General features: G+C 55.7%; 12 protein-coding genes and 1 tRNA gene. 7 read left to right on the forward strand and 6 right to left on the reverse strand.

Going from position 1 to position 17,683, the window contains the following annotated elements:
* Positions 1 to 5 precede the first annotated feature (5 nt).
* Positions 6 to 3,587: a PAS domain S-box protein gene (locus HMJ29_RS05290; protein ID WP_171590490.1), complete on the forward strand. Its 3,582-nt coding sequence runs from the start codon at positions 6 to 8 to the stop codon at positions 3,585 to 3,587.
* Positions 3,588 to 3,603: 16 nt separating this feature from the next.
* Entirely contained in the window at positions 3,604 to 4,662 is a 1,059-nt protein-coding gene (locus tag HMJ29_RS05295; RefSeq protein ID WP_171590491.1) for a flavin-containing monooxygenase, read from the forward strand.
* A gap of 381 nt (positions 4,663 to 5,043) precedes the next feature.
* On the opposite strand, the gene HMJ29_RS05300 is transcribed toward HMJ29_RS05295, so the two are convergent.
* Complete coding sequence (locus HMJ29_RS05300) at positions 5,044 to 5,376, reverse strand: T9SS type A sorting domain-containing protein (RefSeq protein WP_171590492.1); 333 nt, start codon at positions 5,374 to 5,376, stop codon at positions 5,044 to 5,046.
* Positions 5,377 to 5,600: 224 nt separating this feature from the next.
* On the opposite strand from HMJ29_RS05300, the gene HMJ29_RS05305 reads away from it, so the two are divergent.
* The 3 genes from HMJ29_RS05305 (at position 5,601) to HMJ29_RS05315 (ending at position 8,855) form a co-directional block, all read left to right on the forward strand.
* Positions 5,601 to 6,722, forward strand: coding sequence for an NAD(P)/FAD-dependent oxidoreductase (locus HMJ29_RS05305; protein WP_171590493.1), 1,122 nt, complete (start codon positions 5,601 to 5,603; stop codon positions 6,720 to 6,722).
* A gap of 195 nt (positions 6,723 to 6,917) precedes the next feature.
* Complete coding sequence (locus HMJ29_RS05310; RefSeq protein ID WP_171590494.1) at positions 6,918 to 8,108, forward strand: type III polyketide synthase; 1,191 nt, start codon at positions 6,918 to 6,920, stop codon at positions 8,106 to 8,108.
* Positions 8,109 to 8,141: 33 nt separating this feature from the next.
* Positions 8,142 to 8,855 (forward strand): methyltransferase domain-containing protein, encoded by a 714-nt coding sequence (locus HMJ29_RS05315; protein ID WP_244678795.1) that lies wholly within the window; start codon positions 8,142 to 8,144, stop codon positions 8,853 to 8,855.
* A gap of 90 nt (positions 8,856 to 8,945) precedes the next feature.
* Here the strand turns inward: HMJ29_RS05315 and HMJ29_RS05320 are convergent, their stop codons facing one another.
* The 4 genes from HMJ29_RS05320 to HMJ29_RS05335 all read right to left on the reverse strand — a co-directional run bounded on the left by HMJ29_RS05320 (position 8,946) and on the right by HMJ29_RS05335 (position 15,460).
* Positions 8,946 to 9,854, reverse strand: coding sequence for a histone deacetylase family protein (locus tag HMJ29_RS05320; protein WP_171590495.1), 909 nt, complete (start codon positions 9,852 to 9,854; stop codon positions 8,946 to 8,948).
* A 176-nt stretch (positions 9,855 to 10,030) separates the two neighbouring features.
* Positions 10,031 to 11,494 (reverse strand): RagB/SusD family nutrient uptake outer membrane protein, encoded by a 1,464-nt coding sequence (locus HMJ29_RS05325; RefSeq protein ID WP_244678796.1) that lies wholly within the window; start codon positions 11,492 to 11,494, stop codon positions 10,031 to 10,033.
* 71 nt (positions 11,495 to 11,565) lie between these two features.
* Positions 11,566 to 14,769: a SusC/RagA family TonB-linked outer membrane protein gene (locus tag HMJ29_RS05330; RefSeq protein WP_171590497.1), complete on the reverse strand. Its 3,204-nt coding sequence runs from the start codon at positions 14,767 to 14,769 to the stop codon at positions 11,566 to 11,568.
* A 616-nt stretch (positions 14,770 to 15,385) separates the two neighbouring features.
* A tRNA-Val gene (locus HMJ29_RS05335) sits at positions 15,386 to 15,460 on the reverse strand.
* A 212-nt stretch (positions 15,461 to 15,672) separates the two neighbouring features.
* Here HMJ29_RS05335 and HMJ29_RS05340 point away from each other — a divergent pair.
* Both HMJ29_RS05340 and HMJ29_RS05345 read left to right on the forward strand, forming a co-directional pair.
* Positions 15,673 to 16,383, forward strand: a complete 711-nt coding sequence (locus HMJ29_RS05340; RefSeq protein WP_171590498.1) for a porin family protein — start codon at positions 15,673 to 15,675, stop codon at positions 16,381 to 16,383.
* A 104-nt stretch (positions 16,384 to 16,487) separates the two neighbouring features.
* Positions 16,488 to 16,997 (forward strand): DUF6992 family protein, encoded by a 510-nt coding sequence (locus HMJ29_RS05345; RefSeq protein ID WP_171590499.1) that lies wholly within the window; start codon positions 16,488 to 16,490, stop codon positions 16,995 to 16,997.
* A 79-nt stretch (positions 16,998 to 17,076) separates the two neighbouring features.
* Here HMJ29_RS05345 and HMJ29_RS05350 read toward each other — a convergent pair whose 3' ends face one another.
* Positions 17,077 to 17,643: a type 1 glutamine amidotransferase domain-containing protein gene (locus tag HMJ29_RS05350; protein ID WP_171590500.1), complete on the reverse strand. Its 567-nt coding sequence runs from the start codon at positions 17,641 to 17,643 to the stop codon at positions 17,077 to 17,079.
* Positions 17,644 to 17,683: the final 40 nt, after the last annotated feature.

Consider the following 17,683-nt stretch of genomic DNA (forward strand, 5'->3'; position numbering starts at 1 on the left):
GCTTTATGACCTCTATCAGCTACCGACACCTAGCTCGCCAGCTACGCCGTACCCAACTGGCACAGCAGGCAGCTCAACAATCTTGTCAGCACGCGCAGCAACAGCTCCAGGAGTTTAAGGCTCGCTCGCAGGCGGCAGCGGCCCAAGCTGCTGCCCTGCTTCAGACTATGAGCACCGCCATTCTGGCTGAAAACCACCAGCAGGTAGTAACCCTACTCAATCAGCGGATATGTGACCTGTTTGGCCTCCCCGAAGACCCTGGCTTTTACATTGGCAAATCAAGTGCGCAGCTCCTGGAAAATGGCTCCGTTGGCTTTTTACATCCACAGCTGTTTCAGGAAACACAGCGCACAGCGGCTCGTAACCAGGAGCGCGTAGGCGGCTTACTGTTCAAGCTGAACAATGGCACCATTATTCAGCAGGACTACCTGCCGGTAGTGCAGAATGGGCAAACGGTGCTGCACATCTGGAGTTACGAAGACGTGACGGAACGCCAGCAGGCGCACGAGCGGGTACAGGAGCTTTCAGATCTGGCGGAGCAGAGCCCCCAGCCCATCATCCGTTTTGATGCCACCGGCGAAGCGCGGTACGCCAACCCGGCGGCGGCAGCGGCGCTGACTGCGCTGGCCATGCCTCGGGAGGCTCTGGTTAAACGGGTGCTGTCAGATGAAATCAGCCAGGCACTTAAAGAGGGAAAACCCCGCACGTTTGAGCTCCGCCTTGATGGCGGCTTCTACCTCTGGAGTGTGGCTCCACTAGGTCTAGAGAACGGTGCCAACGTGTACCTCACTGATATTACCCTGCGCCGGCAGGCTGAGGCGGAGCTGGTACGCAGCCAGCTGTTCACCCTCCGCATTAACGATACGGTGCCCAACATCGTATTTCTGTATGACACCCAAGCGGGCACGGTGCTTTATTGCAACCGGCAGTGTGAGCAGATACTGGGCTATACTGAGGCCGAATTAAAAGCTATGGGCCCCTCTGTAGCTAAACAGTTGCTGCACCCCGAGGATTTACGAACTATGCTCAGCCGACAACGGCTGCTGGCTGAACTAGACGACAGCCAGGTTCTTAGCTCAGAGTACCGGATGCTTCACCGCAATGGTACATGGCGTTGGATGAGCCTGAAAAGTACGTGCTTCCTGCGTGACTCGAAAGGCCGGGTGTCGCAGGCAGTGTGCTCCATTGCGGATATTACCGAGCGGCGCATTACCGAGGAACAGCTGCGGCAGAGCCGGTTATTGATGGACCGCATCACGAACACCACACCAAACCTGATCTATATTTTTGATATCCTGCGGCAATGCACGGTGTATTGCAACAGCTACATCAAAAATATGCTGGGCTACACGGAGGCCGAGCTTAAGGACATGGGCTCAGAGGTACTGCCCAACTTACTCCCCCCTGACCAGCTAGAGCGCCTGCGCACCCACTTCGCCGCGGTAGCACAGGCCCCTGATGGCACCGTGCTGCACCTGGAGTTTTATTTGTATCACCGTAACGGCATGGAGCGCTGGCTGCGCATTGGCACTACCCCATTTGAGCGCGACACCAAGGGTAACGTATGCCAGGTAGTAGGCTCCGCAGAAGATATTACGCGTTGGAAAGTGGCCGATGAGCAGCGCCGCTCCGCTAACCGGCGGCTGGCTGAACAAAACCGCTTGTTTCGGCAGGTAATTGATACGGCTCCTAACCTGATCTATCTGAAAGACATTGCCGGCAACTATGTGCTGGCCAACCAGGCCACCGCTCAGCTCTACAAGTTAACCGCCGAAGAGCTTGTACGGACGCCTGCGCAGGAGCTGGAAAGAATTTACCCGGATATGGCTCGCTACCGGCTCGATGATGAGCAGGTAATCCGGACCCGGCAGGAACTCGCTCACGAAGACACCTTTACCTCGGCGGAAGGTGAGGTACACTGGTTTAACAGCATCAAGCGCCCTTTCCTGCTCGCCGATGGCACCGTGCAGGTATTAGGTGTTGATAATGAAATTACTGACCTCAAGGAAACCGAGCTAGCCTTACAGAAGGCCAAGGAAATTGCGGAGGAGAACGCCCAGTCGCGGCAAAACTTCCTCACCAATATGAGCCACGAAATACGTACGCCCATGAACGGCATTATGGGTATCACGGAACTGCTCACTAAAACTCCACTCAACGAACAACAGCGGCAGTACCTGCAGCACATTCAGCACTCTGCCGAAAACCTGCTGGTTGTTATTAACGATATCCTGGACATGGCCCAGTTGGGCGCCGGGCGCATTCGGGTAGAGGCCGTGCCGTTTCAGCTTGATGAAGTTCTGAAAGCCAGTTGCCAGTCTCTGCTACATACGGCCACCACTAAAGGCATTAACCTACACTTGCAGCTGCCCGCTCCCAACGTGCCAATGCGCGTTATTGGTGACCCTTACCGGCTACGGCAGGTACTACTGAACCTGCTCAATAATGCTGTGAAGTTTACGGAGCGCGGCAACGTACTGCTCACCTGCCGGCGCGTGAGCAACCCCAATGGCCCACTGCTGCTGCAGTTTTCAGTGCTCGACACGGGCATTGGTATTTCGGCCGGTCAGCTGCAGGCCATGTTTGAGCCTTTCGCCCAGGCCTCGGCCAGCACGGCCCGGGAGTATGGCGGCTCGGGGCTGGGCCTGAGCATTTCGCGCGGGTTGGTGGAGCTGCTGGGTGGTGAGCTGACGGCCGAAAGCCACTTGCACAAAGGCAGCACCTTCCGCTTTACCCTGCCCTTTGAGGTTGCCACTGACCAGGAACCCATACAGGCCGAAGAGCCCATTACGAACTACCAGATGCTGGGGCGCCGACACATATTATTGGCTGAAGACAACGCGGTGAACCAAATGTTAGTGCGCACCATGCTGGAGGGTTGGGGCCTGGAGGTAGATGTAGCTTCTTCTGGGCCGGAGGCGCTGGCTAAATTCTGGCGCCGCCCCTACGATGTGGTGCTGATGGACATTCAGATGCCTGGCCTCGATGGGGTGGCTACTACTCGGCGGCTGCGCGAGCACCCCGACGCTGCCCGCGCTGCGACTCCGGTAGTAGCGCTTACCGCTCATGCCATGCAAGGCGAGGCCGAACGGTACCTGCAAGCTGGCCTAGATGCCTATCTATCGAAGCCCTTCAAGGAGCATGACCTGTTCCGGACCATTTCCGGTTTGCTGAGTGGGGCGGTTCCGCCGCGTCCGGTGCCCGCCCCAGAACCGCCAGCCGCCGCACCTGATGAGACTGCGCCGCTCTACAACCTCACCTCCCTGCGCCGCCACACCAACTCCGACGAAGGATTTGTGCGGCGCCTAGTAAATATTTTCATCCAGACCACACCACCCACGGTAGAGCAGCTGGAGATAGGCCTAGCCAACCAAGACCGCTCTGAGATTGCCGCCACCGCGCACCACCTAAAAAGCTCCGTTGATGGCTTAGGTGTGCAACGGCTGTACCCCATACTGCGCGAACTGGAAAAGGCCAATAGTAGCCCAGAAACCGTTGATTTTGCGCAGCTTGCTTCCTTGGTTGCGCAGGTTCGCCAAACTACAGATGAAGTAATTAAGCAGTTGCGCGAAGAATTCCCGGCTTAAAGGTGTTCTTATACCTATGATACCTTCGGTTGTGATTCTTGATGCAGTAGTTATTGGTGGAGGCCAAACGGGCCTGGCGGCCGCGTATTACCTCCAGCAACAGCATGCTTCCTACGTCGTGCTGGATGACCGGCCAGTGGTGGGACACGTGTGGTCGTCGCGCTATGAGTCGTTGCGGCTATTTTCGCCGGCCTGGGCCAGTGGCCTGCCGGGGCTGAGCTGGCCGGGCAACCCGTTGCGCTATCCTACTAAAGATGAGGCCGCCGAGTATCTGCGCCAGTATGCGGCTCACTTTCAGCTGGCCGTTGAAAACAACCAGCGCGTAACCCTGGTGCAGCCTGCCGCGGGTGGGTTTGAGGTGCAAACGGCCGCCGGCAACCGCTACCACACGCCCCGCGTTATTGTTTGCACGGGGCCATACACTGCGCCCCATATTCCCGCTTTCGGGCAGGAGCTTCTGCCCACCGTTAGGCAGCTGCATAGCAGCGAATATACTACGCCTAGCCAGGCCCCTGGCGCTACAGTGGCAGTGGTTGGCAGCGGCAACTCGGCCCTGCAGATAGCCGCTGGCCTAGCCACGGATGGCCGCACAGTGTACGTGGCATTCGATGAGAAAACACCCCGCATGCCCAATAATACGGCTATGTGGGTCATGCTATTAGCTACGGGCCTGCTGCAAGCATCCAGCCACAGTTGGGTAGGCCGTTATATGCAGGCCCAGCCCGAACCGGTAGTTAAGGGAGACTTTCAGCGTTTGAAGCACTTGCCCAACGCGCACTTTATTGGGCGGGCTACAGCTACAACTGCCGCAGGTGGCCTAGTGGGCCGCCGGGGTACTACGCCGCCGTTAGGTAGCGTTGTTTGGGCTACGGGCTTCCGGCCCAACTACTCCTGGCTGCAAGTACCCAAGGCCTTGACGCCCGCGGGGGAGCCCTGCCACCGTAAAGGAATATCTCCGGTAGCAGGGCTAGCTTTTCTGGGACTAGAGTGGCTTTCCAGCCGCAGATCGGCACTTATGGGCGGGGCTGCGGCCGATGCCCGTTACGTAGTGCACCACGTATTGAAAAGCACATAATTATACTGAAACTCCGGCGTAGCTTTCGAGGTTAGTATACCATACCTTGTACTTGATACAGATTATCGGTGATTCGATAGCAGTACTTGGAATTGATGTTGCCTTAAATTTTCTTTTGTATGACGCTGCTCATTTTTTTCGGAATAATGCTGGTAACTGCTCTGCTAGCTCTCGACACGGTTAACAACGTGAAGGACATGCTGAAGCCCGTACCAGTTCGGGCCAATAACGGTCGTTAATCGACTGCTCCCTGCATTTCTACAAAGCGCTCCGTTTATGGGGCGCTTTTTTTGGGCCTAGGCTATTGCACACCGAACCATGAAAAAAGCAGCCGTTGCGGGCTGCTTTTTAGTACTGTATCAGCTCACTAGAAGCTACTGTTTATCTGATGACTAGCTTGCGCATCTCATTGCCGCCAGCGGTTTCCAGCTTAACGTAATAGAGGCCGCTGGTGAATTTTGTCAGGTCCAGCACCTTCACGTAGCGGTCATTCAGCTCAGTCAGCGTTTCACGGTACAGCACTGTACCAATAACGTTAAGCACCTGCAACTCTAGCTTACGCCCCTCAAACCCATTGATGGCTACATGCACAATTCCGGCGCTCGGATTAGGATATACCAGCAGGGCCTTGTCGTCTCCATTGAGCCGCACGGGCACTTTGGCCGCAGTTGCGCTTGATTGGGCCGCGGCCTGCGACACCGACCAGTGTAACATTCCGCAAGTAAGTAAGGTGAGCAGGCAAAAAAAGCGTAGGAGTTTCATCATAGAGGCTCGTGAGGCGGTACATTCTGGTGGGCACTAATTAACCATAACGGCAGGTACCGGTTTAGGTTAACAAAGGTAACAGGGTATTTTGTTTGGCTTGTTGAAATATAAAGGTTCTTCGATAAAAGAAACGCTTCTCTCTTCTCTTTCACCCCTTTACCCCGCAAATAAAGTTGGACGTTGTCATTATTGGCGGAGGCCTGGCAGGACTCTGTGCTGCCCTCGATTTACGTGGGCGCGGCTATGCGGTTACGGTGCTAGAGCGCCGGCAGTATCCCTTTCACCGGGTGTGCGGGGAGTACATCTCCAATGAGGTGCTGCCTTACCTGGCCAAGCTAGGCGCTTCCCCTGATGTGCTGGCCCCGGCCCGCATCAGTGAGTTCCAGCTCAGTTCACCGGCAGGACGGGTGCTGTCTGCGCCGCTAGACCTGGGGGGCTTTGGCATCAGCCGTTATGTGTTGGATGAGCATTTGCAGGCGCTGGCGGCGGCTAGGGGCGTGCAGGTACTGCAGGGCACTACCGCCACTGCCGTGAGGTTCGAAGCTGCCACTGATGAGCAGGTAGTGGAGCTACAGGGTGGCCAGGAGCTGCGGGCGCGCGTGGTACTGGGGGCCTATGGCAAGCGTAGCACCCTGGATAGGCAGCTGCAGCGCGCTTTTTTTCAGCAACGCTCTCCTTACCTGGGCGTGAAGTATCACTTACGCTTTGATCAGCCCCGCAACCTTATTGCCTTGCACAACTTTGCCGATGGTTACGCGGGCATTTCCGCTATTGAGCAGGATAAATACTGCTTTTGCTACCTCACTACCCGCCAGAATCTCAAGAAGCATGGCACCATTCCGGCCCTCGAAAAGGTAGTGCTGGCCCGCAACCCCTTGCTGCGGCGCATTCTGCAGGAGGCCGAGTTTCTGTATCCGCAGCCGGAGGTTATCAATGAAATTTCTTTCGCTCCTAAACAGGCAGTTGAAGACCATGTGCTCATGTGCGGCGACGCAGCGGGCTTAATTACTCCCCTCTGCGGCAACGGCATGGCCATGGCTATTCACGGAGCCAGCGTAGCCGCCCGTCATTCTGCCGCCTTTTTGGAGGGCGCTCTGGGCCGGGCAGCGCTGGAAGTGGCCTACCAGCAAGAGTGGCAGCAGCTGTTTGGGCAGCGCCTGCGGGTGGGCCGGGCCATTCAGCGGCTATTTGGGCAGCCTGTGCTTAGTGAGGCAGTAGTAAGTGCACTCCGCTTCTGGCCAGCCGGCATCAGAGCCCTTATGCAACAGACTCATGGCCATGCCTGGGAAGGGTAGAACAGCAACGTCTAGAGTCCTAATAAAACAGGCCTGGGCAACGCTACCGACACGGTTATAGCAGCCTATTTCTCTCCCCTACTGTTTCTCTCTGGCCTCTTGCCTCATCACTTTCCACTCTCACTATACTTACAGGATTTGGCATTTTGCTACGGGAGACAGCGTAGCGCACGGAATTTGCGTAAACTTCGATTAATGACCAGCTACTTGTGTGCCATTGGCACTGCCAACCCGCCCCACCGTATTCCGCAGCCCCAAATTGCCAGCTTTATGGCGGGCGCTTTGCAGCTCAACGAAGCCGATTCGCGTAAGCTGCGGGCACTATATCGGGTGTCGGGAATTGCTCAACGCTATACGGTGCTACCAGACTACGGCCGCGAGAATGGCCAGTACGAGTTTTTTGCTAACACGCCTGATCTGGAGCCTTTCCCATCAGTAGGTCAGCGCATGGCGCAGTATCGGCAGCACGCGTTGCCGCTTTCCGTGCAGGCAGTGCGTGACTGTTTGCGGCAACAGCCGGGCTTGAGTTTGAGCAGCATTACGCACCTGGTTACCGTAAGCTGCACCGGCATGTACGCCCCCGGTTTAGATATTGAGCTGGTAGCGGCCCTGGGGCTGAACCCCAACGTGCAGCGCACATGCGTAAACTTTATGGGTTGCTACGCCGCCGTGAATGCCCTAAAATTGGCCAACGCCTTTTGCCAGGCCGATGCCAAGGCCCAAGTACTCATAGTTAGCACCGAGCTTTGCACCCTACACTTCCAGAAAAGCCACGAAGACGACCACTTGGTGTCCAATGCGTTGTTTGGAGATGGGGCCGCTGCCGCCATTGTGCTGGGCAAGCCAGCTCCGCAGGGCTTCAGCCTGGCTCTAGAGGCCTTTCATTGTGGTCTAGAGCCCGATGGGCGCCAGGATATGGCGTGGCACATCAACAACTTCGGGTTCGAGATGACGCTGTCGTCGTACGTGCCCCACCTGATTCAGCGCGGTATTCGGCAGCTTACAGATCAACTGCTGGAAAACCTGCCGGTAGAGCTGGCCGATATCCATTCCTTTGCCATCCATCCGGGGGGGCGCAAGATTCTGGAGACCATTGAGCAGGAGCTAGGCCTCTCCACGCATGATAACCGGTTTGCCTACGAGGTACTGCGCGACTACGGCAACATGTCGTCGGCCACGGTGCTGTTTGTACTGCAAAAGCTTATGCAAAGCCTTTCTGCTGCTGATGCTGGCGCCCCCGTGCTCAGCTTTGCCTTTGGGCCTGGCTTAACACTGGAAGCTATGCTTCTAAAAGTGGTGGCGGCTGAAACTGCTACGGCATCAATTCACAAAGCCGCACTGGCAGCCACCCCAACTGCCCCGCTAGTTGCCACGCCAAGTGAATAAGCAGTTAATTTCTTACTCTTTGCCCGCTGCTGTATGAACCTAGGCCACCGTGCCACGGCAGAGGAGTTGATGGATGACCTTACGCTGGCTTCCGATGACCTGCGCCGTAACCTCGATGAGCTGGAAACCATTAATACCTGGTTGGGCGGGTATGCACCCATCCTGGATGCGCTGGACCGCCTCCGGCCCCACTTTCCGGCGGGCCGCCCCCTGCGCCTCGCCGACCTGGGCAGTGGCGGCGGCGACACCCTCCGGCAAATAGCCCGCTGGGCCCGCAAACGCGGAGTAGCCGTAGCCCTTACCGGCCTCGATGCCAACCCTTTTATGCTGGAGTATGCCGCCAGCAAAAGCCAGGGGGTTGCTGAAATCACGTATCAGCAGGCCGACATCTTCTCCCCGGAATTTCAGCGCCAGCCCTATGATATTTTAACGGCCAGCTTGTTCTGCCATCATTTTTCCTCGCAGCAGCTGGCTGCTATGCTACCGCTCTGGCAACAGCAAGCGCAACTGGCCGTCATTATCAATGACCTGCACCGCCACCCCCTAGCCTACTACAGCATTTACTGGCTCACCCGCCTGTTCAAAGGCTCCTATCTGGTGCAACATGATGCGCCCCTCTCAGTGGCCCGAGCCTTCACCCGCCCCGACTGGCAACAGCTCCTGCAAGCCGCCGGCATAGCAGATTATACCCTACATTGGCGCTGGGCCTTTCGCTGGCAGGTAATTTTGGGTACAGTTGCGAAGTGATACCCATACTGTTTTGCCGCCTGGCCTGCTCAACCTAAAGCATGAGCAGAGTAAGCGCACGAGGGTTTCCCCCTTTCACACCCCGGTAATTTAGCCCCAGATATCTGCGGCAACGCGGAAGGTGTTGGCGTGGGCCTCTACTATGTCGGCAATGCGCACGGAGTAGCCGCCCCCCATGCACACTACTACCGGCAGCTGGTGTTGCCGGCAGGTTTGCAGAACGTACTGGTCGCGCTGCCGGCAGCCTTCGCGGGTAAGAGCCAGGTGGCCTAGCTTATCCGTGGCCAGTACATCTACCCCGCTGAGGTAAAAGACAAAGTCGGGTTGGTGCTCCTGCAGCAGGCGCGGGAGCGTGTTGCGCAACAAGGTCAGGTAGGCAGCATCATCGGTATGGTCGGGTAGGGGCAGGTCGAGGTCGGAGTACTCTTTGCGGTGCGGGTAATTGCGTGCTCCGTGCATACTGAAGGTGAATACTCGCGGCTCCTGCGCAAAAATTGCAGCCGTACCGTTGCCTTGGTGCACATCTAAATCAATGATCAGTATGCGGCTCACGCCCAACTCAGGGTGGCCCAGCAGGTAATTGGCCGCGGTAGCCTGATCGTTGAGCAAACAAAACCCCTCGCCCCTGTCGCGGAAAGCGTGGTGGGTACCACCCGCAATGTTCAGGGCCACGCCGTGCTCCAGGGCGCGGTGCACGCACGCAATGGTACCACCCAGTATGGTTACTTCACGCTCAATCAGCTCTGGGCTCCATGGGAAGCCCGTGGCCCGCTCCTCCTGCCGCGTTAAGCCCCCGCGTTGCAGCCGCTGGTAGTAGTCGGCATCGTGCGTGCGCAAAACAACATCGTCGGGGGGCGGTACGGGCCGAAAGAACGCACTTTCTGGTACTGTGCCTTCACGTATGAGCTGCTCAGGCAGCAGCTCGTACTTCAGCATCGGGAAGCGGTGGTTGGCGGGTAGCGGATGGGCATACAAGGGCGCCCAGGCAATAGAAAGCATAGAAGCTGAGAACCGGTGGCCTGGCGCATTGTTACAGGCACCAGGTATAAGATACGGAGCACCGGGACAATGCACACAGCCTCACGCGAGGCAGCTGCAGGCTGTAGAACCTTCCTAAAAGCAACAAAGCTTCCTCATGATTGAGGAAGCTTTGCAAGCAGTTAAGTAAAGAAAACCTAGTTACGGGTCATGGCTCGGTTGGTAGCCAGCTCAGTAGCCGGAATGGGCCATACGTACAGCGGGTTCTCAGGGGCTACTGCACTCACGGTACCTTTACCAGGAATGGTAGCGTTGAGGCGCATGATATCAATGTTGCGGATGCCCTCGCCGAGGAACTCAATCCGGCGCTCCAGCAGTACGGCATCAACGGCCGCCGCTGGGGTAGCGAAGGCAGCATACGCGCCAGCTGGGTTAGAGCGGGTTCTTACTGCGTTCAGCAGGGCCAATGCCTGAGCATCGTTGGCTCCTACAGTCCGGAAACGAGCCTCAGCCAGGCTTAGCATCACCTCAGCATACCGAATAACCGGGGCTTTATCGGTGTAAGGAGAGCCAGTGGCATACTTCTTCAGGAACGACTCCGAGTTGACCACCGTCACGAAGTTCGTGCGGCGAGCATCAGTAGCGGCCCAGGCGGGGTTAGATAAGATACTTCCCGCTCCCGTGTTCAAGCCGTACTCGCCATTGCCAATGGGGCCGGGCGAGAAGTAATAGGCCAACTGGTTCTGGGTGCCGGGCGTATTCTGGGCCGTGAAGGGAAAGCTCAGAATACTTTCTGACGTTTCCTGGGGCGGCGCAAATACGGCCGCAATAGAAGCGTTGAGGGCATTAGGCACCCCAGTAGGAGCGACAAAAGGAGCCGTAGCGGGCACTATTTTATTTGCCTCCCGAATCACGTCGCTGTACTTACCCATGCTCAGGTATACCCGCGTTTTCAGGGCAATAGCCGTGTTGCGATGGGCCCGGGTCACGTTCAGCGTAGTGGCAGGAATTCCCTGCACCGCGGCCGTGTACGAAAGCGGTAGGTTCTGCTCAGCAAAGTCCAGGTCAGTGATAATCTGGGCATACACCTCAGCCACTGAGCTGCGCGCCAGATCATTGTTTAGGGCGTTGGTTTCAGCCTGCAGGCGCAGGGGCAAGCCGGGCTTGCTGCCATTGCCATCCGCATAGGGCCGGGCGTACAGCTGCAGCAATGAGTAGTAGCAGAGTGCGCGCAGGAACCGGGCTTCCCCCTGATAGTTAGGCACCTTTTTAGCGGCAAAATCAGCCGGAAATACCGGAGCTACATACTTTGCCGAGTTAGCTTCCAGGCCCGCCAAGAACACGTTTGCCTGGTTGATGGCAGCATAGGCTGAGGTCCAGAGGTTGATAACATCGTTCTGGGAGGTTTCCGTAACGGTGTGGTTCCACACGCTTAGCGCCGTTACGGCGTTGGAGGTACGGTTCAAAAAGTCGTTGGCCCGCACGTCGCCGTACACTTGGTAACGCCCGCCCAGGAAGCTACCCGCTTTCACGTAGCTGTATACGCCATCCATCTGCAGCTCAATGCGAGCGGGCGTATCAAACACTACCTGGTCTGAAAACAGCGTTTTGGGCACCGGGTCAAGCAAATCTTTTTGGCAGGAGGAACTTCCGAACGCCATGAGCGAGGAAATAACGGCTACCGTAACGTTTCTTTTTATTGAGCTATGCATCAGAATGCTGTTTTTAAAACCTAGAAACCAATGTTGAAGCCGGCCGTGTACGTGCGGGCCTGGCCCACAGAGTTGCGGTCGACGCCAGCGCCGGTGTTGCCGGTCTGGCCTACTGCCGTGTTGGTGGAAATTTCAGGATCAATACCCGAGTACTTCGTCAGCAGGGCGGCGTTCTGTACTTGCACGTAGAAGCGGGCGCTGGCCATTTTAAGACGTCCAATCAGCTCTGGATTGAAGGTGTAGCCCAGTGTAACGTTGCGCAAACGAGCAAAGTCACCCTTCTCCACGTTCGAAGACATTACCAGCGCCGATCCGTTCGACACGTTGTCGCCGTACACCACGCGGGGCCATTTGGCATCGGTATTCTGCTCCGTCCAGCGCTCCAGAATATCCACGTTGTTGTTCCAGAAGCGCTGGTCGTGGAGGCCAGCCTTGGTACCGTTATAGATGTAGTTGCCGCCTGAGTACTGAATGAACACACCCAGATCAAAGCTCTTGTAGCGGAAGCTGTTGTCGAAACCGCCAAACCACTTTGGCAGCGTGGGACCGAAATACTGTCCGTCGGTCAGCTGCGTGGGGGCGCTGGTATTTTTGCCGTCCAGCGTGGTCCAGCCAGTAGAGCCGGGGCCGGTGGTGCCCAGGTGGTTGTACTGCACAACGGTACCATCCGCCTTCTGAATCATGCGCTGGCCATTGGCCGGGTTCACACCCAATGACTTCACCGCCAAAATTTCGCCTACAGAGTGGCCTACGAGCGTGTAGTTCACCGTTTCGAGGCCCGAGGTAGCTGTGCCAATGCGCTGGCCTTCAGTAGCCAGGGCCAGTACCCGGTTTTTCTGGGTGGTGAAGTTGCCGCTCATCGTCCAGCTGAAATCCTTCTTCTGGACAGCGTTGAACTTCAGGTTTACCTCGATGCCAGTGTTGCGCATGGAGCCCACGTTAGCATCAATACTGTTGTTAGGCACGCCTTTGGATGGGGCCTGGGGTACGGGCAAAATCAGACCATCTACCAGGTTGCGGTAGTAGGTTACATCACCCTGAATCCGGTCTTCCAGCAGCCCGAAGGTTACTCCCACATCGGTCTTTTTGCTGGTTTCCCAGGTGAGAGCAGGGTTACCGGCAAGGTTGTAGAAGATGCTGGCCGAGCCGCCGTACAGGCCCGAACCATATGTCTGCAGCGAAGCATAGTCGCCAATACCCTGGCTGTTGCCCACTTCACCGTAGCTACCCGTGAACTTCAGGAAGTTGATGGGCGCCAGAACGGAAGCGTTTTTCCAGAAGCCTTCTTCTGAAATGATATAGCCCAATGATGCCCCGTAGAAGTTACCCCACTTCTTGGCCCAGGCTGAGTAGCCGTCGCGGCGGAAGTTGATAGAGGCCAGATACTTCTTGCCGAAATCGTAGTTCAGGCGGCTGAAGTACGAGAGCAGGTAGTTCTCGCCCTGGAAGTTGCCGGATGCGGCAATATTGGTGAAGTTGCCCTCAAAAGTGTTGAAGAAATTATCGGCTACGCCCGTCCGGTTAGCGCCCCAGCGCAGAATCTCGGTGTGCTGCTGCTCGTTACCAACCAAGAACGAGAAGTTGTGATTGCCGCCCAGGGTTTTGTCGTACTGCAGCGTGTTCTGCCAGTTCCAGCGCCGGTTGGTGCGGGAGTAGTTAAGCGCTTGTCCGCCGGAGGAATAGCCGTCGCCGGCAATAGCGGTATAGAAAGCCCGGTCTTCAAAGTTAATGTTGTTAATGCCATAGGTAGTGCGGGCATTCAGACCCGGAATCACTTCCCAGTTGGCATACACGCTTCCTTCAATCTGATTTCCATCAGAGCGGAAGTAGTTGTTTTCCAGATCTACTACGGGGTTGTAGTAGCCAGGGTAAAGGGCCGCCCCGTTTGTGCCGGTTGGGTTCAGGTTAGCCCCGGGGCCAATACCGGCCTGGTACGTGTTGTAGCTGCCATCGGGATTAAAGGCCGGTAGGTTAGGCGGCAACACCAGCGGCAAACGACCCAGGCCTGCTGTACCAAATGCACCATCGGCCACGGAACCGGAATTTGGCGAAGAGTTTTTGGTGTTGGAGTAGCCAATTCGGGTGCCGATGGAGAACGTCTTATACACCTTATGGTCGATGTTCAGGCGAGCCGACATGCGCTTGAACTCGTTTTTCTCCAGCATACCCTTCTGATCAGAGTAGCCGATGGAGGTGTAGTACGTAGTTTTATCGGTACCGCCTGAGAAATTAACGGTGTTGGAAGTTGCGAAGCCCGTGCGGTAGATATAGTCGTACCAACGTGTGTCGATAACGTTGCCGTTAGCATCCAGCGTAGGTCGGAAGCCTTCCACGTTGGTGGCAGCAGCGCCAATAGCAGCCCGGTTAGCGTTCAGGTTCCGAACGGCTTCGTTCTTGATATCTATGTACTGCTGGGCATTCAGCACGTCATAAAGGCGCACCGGCCTCGATACGCCCGCCCAGGAGTCGAGCGAAATGCGGCTCTGGCCGCGCTTGCCCTTCTTGGTAGTTACCAGAATAACTCCACCAGCGGCCCGGGAGCCATAAATAGCCGTGGCAGAGGCATCTTTCAACACCTCCATGCTCTCAATGTCGCTGGGGTTCAGGTTACCGAGCGGGTTGTTGGCCACGCTACCAACCGCTGAGCTGTTACCGCTGAAGGCCGGAATGCCGTCGATTACGATGAGCGGCTCAGAGCTAAGTGAGATAGAGTTAACGCCCCGCACCCGAATTACAGGCGGGTTGTTCAACACCCCGTTGGGGGTAGTGATGTTCACGCCCGAAGCCCGTCCCTGCAGGGCCTGGTCAAAGCTCTGCACCGGAGCGGTAGCAATTTCCTTACCGCTTACCGTAGCAATAGAGCCGGTTAGCTCACGCTTAGTTTGGGTACCGTACCCCACCACCACTACCTCATCAAGACCAGTAGAGCTACTGGCTAGCGCTACGTTTATGCTAGACTGGGTGCCAATAGCCACTTCTTTGGGCGAGTAGCCAATGAAGGAGTACACTAGCGTAGTAGCATTGGCGGGCACCGCCAAGGAGTACCGACCATTTACGTCAGTAGAGGTGCCCTGAGCGCCTCCTTTTACAATCACGGTAACCCCCGGCAACCCAGCGCCGTCGGCTCCAACTACCTGACCAGTTACAGTGCGCGTTTGAGCCTGCACGTCGTGGCTGGCTATTGCGAGAACCGTGAAAGGGAACAACAGTAATGTTTTCCTCATGTGTTCTTCTTTGGAGTTTGAAGTTTTTTCAATAATCAACCCCAAGAAGTAACAGATTCATAACTTAAACAAAATACAGTCGTTAAATTTTAATTAAAAGGCGTTAGTTTTTCAATTATACGATATCCATATATAAGTAAGCCAGCACTTACCGTATTAGAAAAATATAATATACTGTACAGATAAGCATAGTATGCACAGCTGTGGTTGGGAGTTTTTTGGCATGAATTGCGGTACCGCCCACGGTCGCATGCTAGACAGCTCTGGAGGTATATTATGTGCATTTGCACGTTGTAAATCCCCCTTTATCTTGCAAAAACCAGCCTAATAGGCAGGAGTGTATAGCGTACCAAGAAGGTGGCTGCTATTGTTGAGCTTGGAGTTACTGCCAGGCCTTCCACTTTAGTGTGTACTTACTCCTCTTGAAACTGTACTATCGGCCATTTGAGCGCTGGGCTTCCGGCAGGCTACAAATTAAAAGTCAGGCAGTTATCGACATTTTTTGTTCTGCGCCGTTTCAGCTGCCCGCAAATGCAAAAGCCCGACCTTGCGGTCGGGCTTTTCAGGAGATTCGTTTCTGCCTCACTGGCAAGCTATGAGGCAGGTGACTTTGCTGTGGGGCGTACTGGGCTCGAACCAGTGACCCCTACCTTGTCGAGGTAGTGCTCTAAACCAACTGAGCTAACACCCCTAACAAAGCCAATCTGGCGGCGGCCGTAAAGAGCCAAAGGTATTATTATACCTGATATTTTCTACTGCTTCAGGGTGCAAAATTTATGCTTTGGATGGTCTACTGCTGTAACCTTCTGACGGCGCGTTAGTATAGCACTTTACCGATGCTTTTTAGCCGCTCTTGCACCCCAGCTCGGTATTCGCCCCTCCATGCTTCATTGCTCTCTCCTTATGAAAAAAGTAGCTCTCCTCCTCTCCTGCTGTGCCCTCAGCGTAGCCGCATTTGCCCAAGACACAACTACCGGCCCCCGCTCGGGCCGCTTAGCTTCTTCCACTGACTATTCTTCGGGCGGCAACGGCTCCCGCAACAACGGCTTCGGTATAAAAGGCGGCTTTACAGCCTCTAACTTCCGGGGCGACGATAAGAAGAACTTCGGTAACGAAGGGATTTATAATACCTTCCACGCGGGGGTATATTCCCAGTTTAGCTTTAATGATAAGTTCTCACTGCAGCCTGAAATCCTGTACAGCCGCCAGGGCTTTAAGGGCAGCAACCCCGCCAATACCACTCAAACCGGCACTTACACCACCCGCCTCGACTACCTACAGGTGCCTGTGCTGCTGGTGTACAACTTCCTCGATAACGTGAGCGTGCATGTGGGCCCACAGGTATCGTTGCTGACCAAAGTGAAGGAAGGCGACAGAGAGCGTAAAATTGCGGACGACAACAATGTATATGGCTACAGCTACAACAGCCTCGATTATGGCCTTGCTGCTGGCCTGGAAGCTCGCGTAGGCCCGGCCCGCGTGGGTGGTCGTTATACGGCTGGCTTTGCCGATATCATCCAAGACCAAGACTTGTCTAAGACCGGCACTAAAACCGTTAATGCTATCAAGAACGGTATGTTCCAGGTATATGTAGGCATCGGTATTTCCAACTAAGCACAGCCGCTACTGCTCAAAATATAATTGCAAGAGGAAGCCCATCCGGCTTCCTCTTTTGCGTTCCATTAATTGTCCTGTGCATTTCTCAAGCTGCTATACCGTTGCTTACTCCTTCCGCCGAAATATTACCCGCTATAAATCACGCCCGTGAGCTACTGGCTGAGCGCGGCATGGCAGTGCTGGGCACCTGGGCCCTACTGAATCTGCTGATTAGTGGCTACCTCGTGAAGCAGCACGATGCCCGCACAGAGGCGTACCACTTTCACCTCATGAATGTGGGCTGGAACATGGTAAACACGCTGTTAGCTGTATGGGGAATCTTGCAGGCCAACCCGGCGCACGTAGCCAACCTTACCCTGCCTGAAAGCCTGACGGCACAATTTAACTTCGAGAAGATTTTGCTCTTTAATGCGGGCCTTGATGTGGCCTACGTATGCGTGGGCAGTTGGTTCAGAGCCCGGGCAGGCACGGCGGTGGCTACCCGCCCTGAGCGTCTCCTGGGATACGGGCGCTCCTTATGGATACAGGGCGGTTTCCTGTTTTTGTTTGATGTAAGCTTTTACGTCATTTACCACCGCTGGGCAAGTGAGCTGTTGCTACGAGTTTCGTAGGCCACCGCGCCACCGGCTACAAAAAAGCCCCACCGGCCGCATAGGCCAGTGGGGCTTTTTATGAGTGACAGGCTTGCGCCTAGGCGTTTACTGAGTCTTTCACCAAGGCTTCCTTGATCTTCTCGTTGAAGTTAGGAATATCCTGGGGGTTACGGCTGGTGATGAGGTTACCATCTACCACTACCGTTTCATCAACCCAATGGGCGCCGGCATTTTTTATATCGGTTTGGAGGCTGGGCCAGCTGGTGAGCTTCTTGCCGCGCACTACGTCGGCCTCAATCAGCGTCCAGGGGCCGTGGCAGATGGCGGCTACGGGCTTGCCGGAACGCACAAACTCGCCAATGAAGCGTACCACTTCAGGCTTGGTGCGCAGCACATCGGGGTTCATTTGGCCGCCGGGCAACACCAGGGCATCGTAGTCGGCAACTTTCACGTCGCCAATTACTTTATCTACATCTACTTTATCACCCCAGTCTTTCTCATCCCAGCCCTTAATAGAGCCACTCTTAAGGGAGATTACGTGGGTTTCAGCCCCTTCGCCTTCCAGGTATTTCTTGGGCTTTTCCAACTCCGACTGCTCAAAACCGTCGGTGGCAATAATGGCTATTTTTTTGCCTTTCAAGGCGTCGCTTCCAAAGAGGCTCATATGGTTTTACGTTTAGTACAGAAAATAAAAAGCCGACGCT

Source organism: Hymenobacter taeanensis, from assembly GCF_013137895.1.
GTDB lineage: Bacteria > Bacteroidota > Bacteroidia > Cytophagales > Hymenobacteraceae > Hymenobacter > Hymenobacter taeanensis.

What these genes read in the sequence shown, in the direction of transcription:
- HMJ29_RS05290 (WP_171590490.1), top strand. Translation starts at nt 6, where the DNA reads ATGACCTCTATCAGCTACCGACACCTAGCTCGCCAGCTACGCCGTACC.
- HMJ29_RS05295 (WP_171590491.1), top strand. Translation starts at nt 3,604, where the DNA reads ATGATACCTTCGGTTGTGATTCTTGATGCAGTAGTTATTGGTGGAGGC.
- HMJ29_RS05300 (WP_171590492.1), bottom strand. Translation starts at nt 5,376, where the DNA reads ATGTTACACTGGTCGGTGTCGCAGGCCGCGGCCCAATCAAGCGCAACT.
- HMJ29_RS05310 (WP_171590494.1), top strand. Translation starts at nt 6,918, where the DNA reads ATGACCAGCTACTTGTGTGCCATTGGCACTGCCAACCCGCCCCACCGT.
- HMJ29_RS05315 (WP_244678795.1), top strand. Translation starts at nt 8,142, where the DNA reads ATGAACCTAGGCCACCGTGCCACGGCAGAGGAGTTGATGGATGACCTT.
- HMJ29_RS05320 (WP_171590495.1), bottom strand. Translation starts at nt 9,854, where the DNA reads ATGCTTTCTATTGCCTGGGCGCCCTTGTATGCCCATCCGCTACCCGCC.
- HMJ29_RS05325 (WP_244678796.1), bottom strand. Translation starts at nt 11,494, where the DNA reads ATGGCGTTCGGAAGTTCCTCCTGCCAAAAAGATTTGCTTGACCCGGTG.
- HMJ29_RS05330 (WP_171590497.1), bottom strand. Translation starts at nt 14,769, where the DNA reads ATGAGGAAAACATTACTGTTGTTCCCTTTCACGGTTCTCGCAATAGCC.
- HMJ29_RS05340 (WP_171590498.1), top strand. Translation starts at nt 15,673, where the DNA reads ATGAAAAAAGTAGCTCTCCTCCTCTCCTGCTGTGCCCTCAGCGTAGCC.
- HMJ29_RS05350 (WP_171590500.1), bottom strand. Translation starts at nt 17,643, where the DNA reads ATGAGCCTCTTTGGAAGCGACGCCTTGAAAGGCAAAAAAATAGCCATT.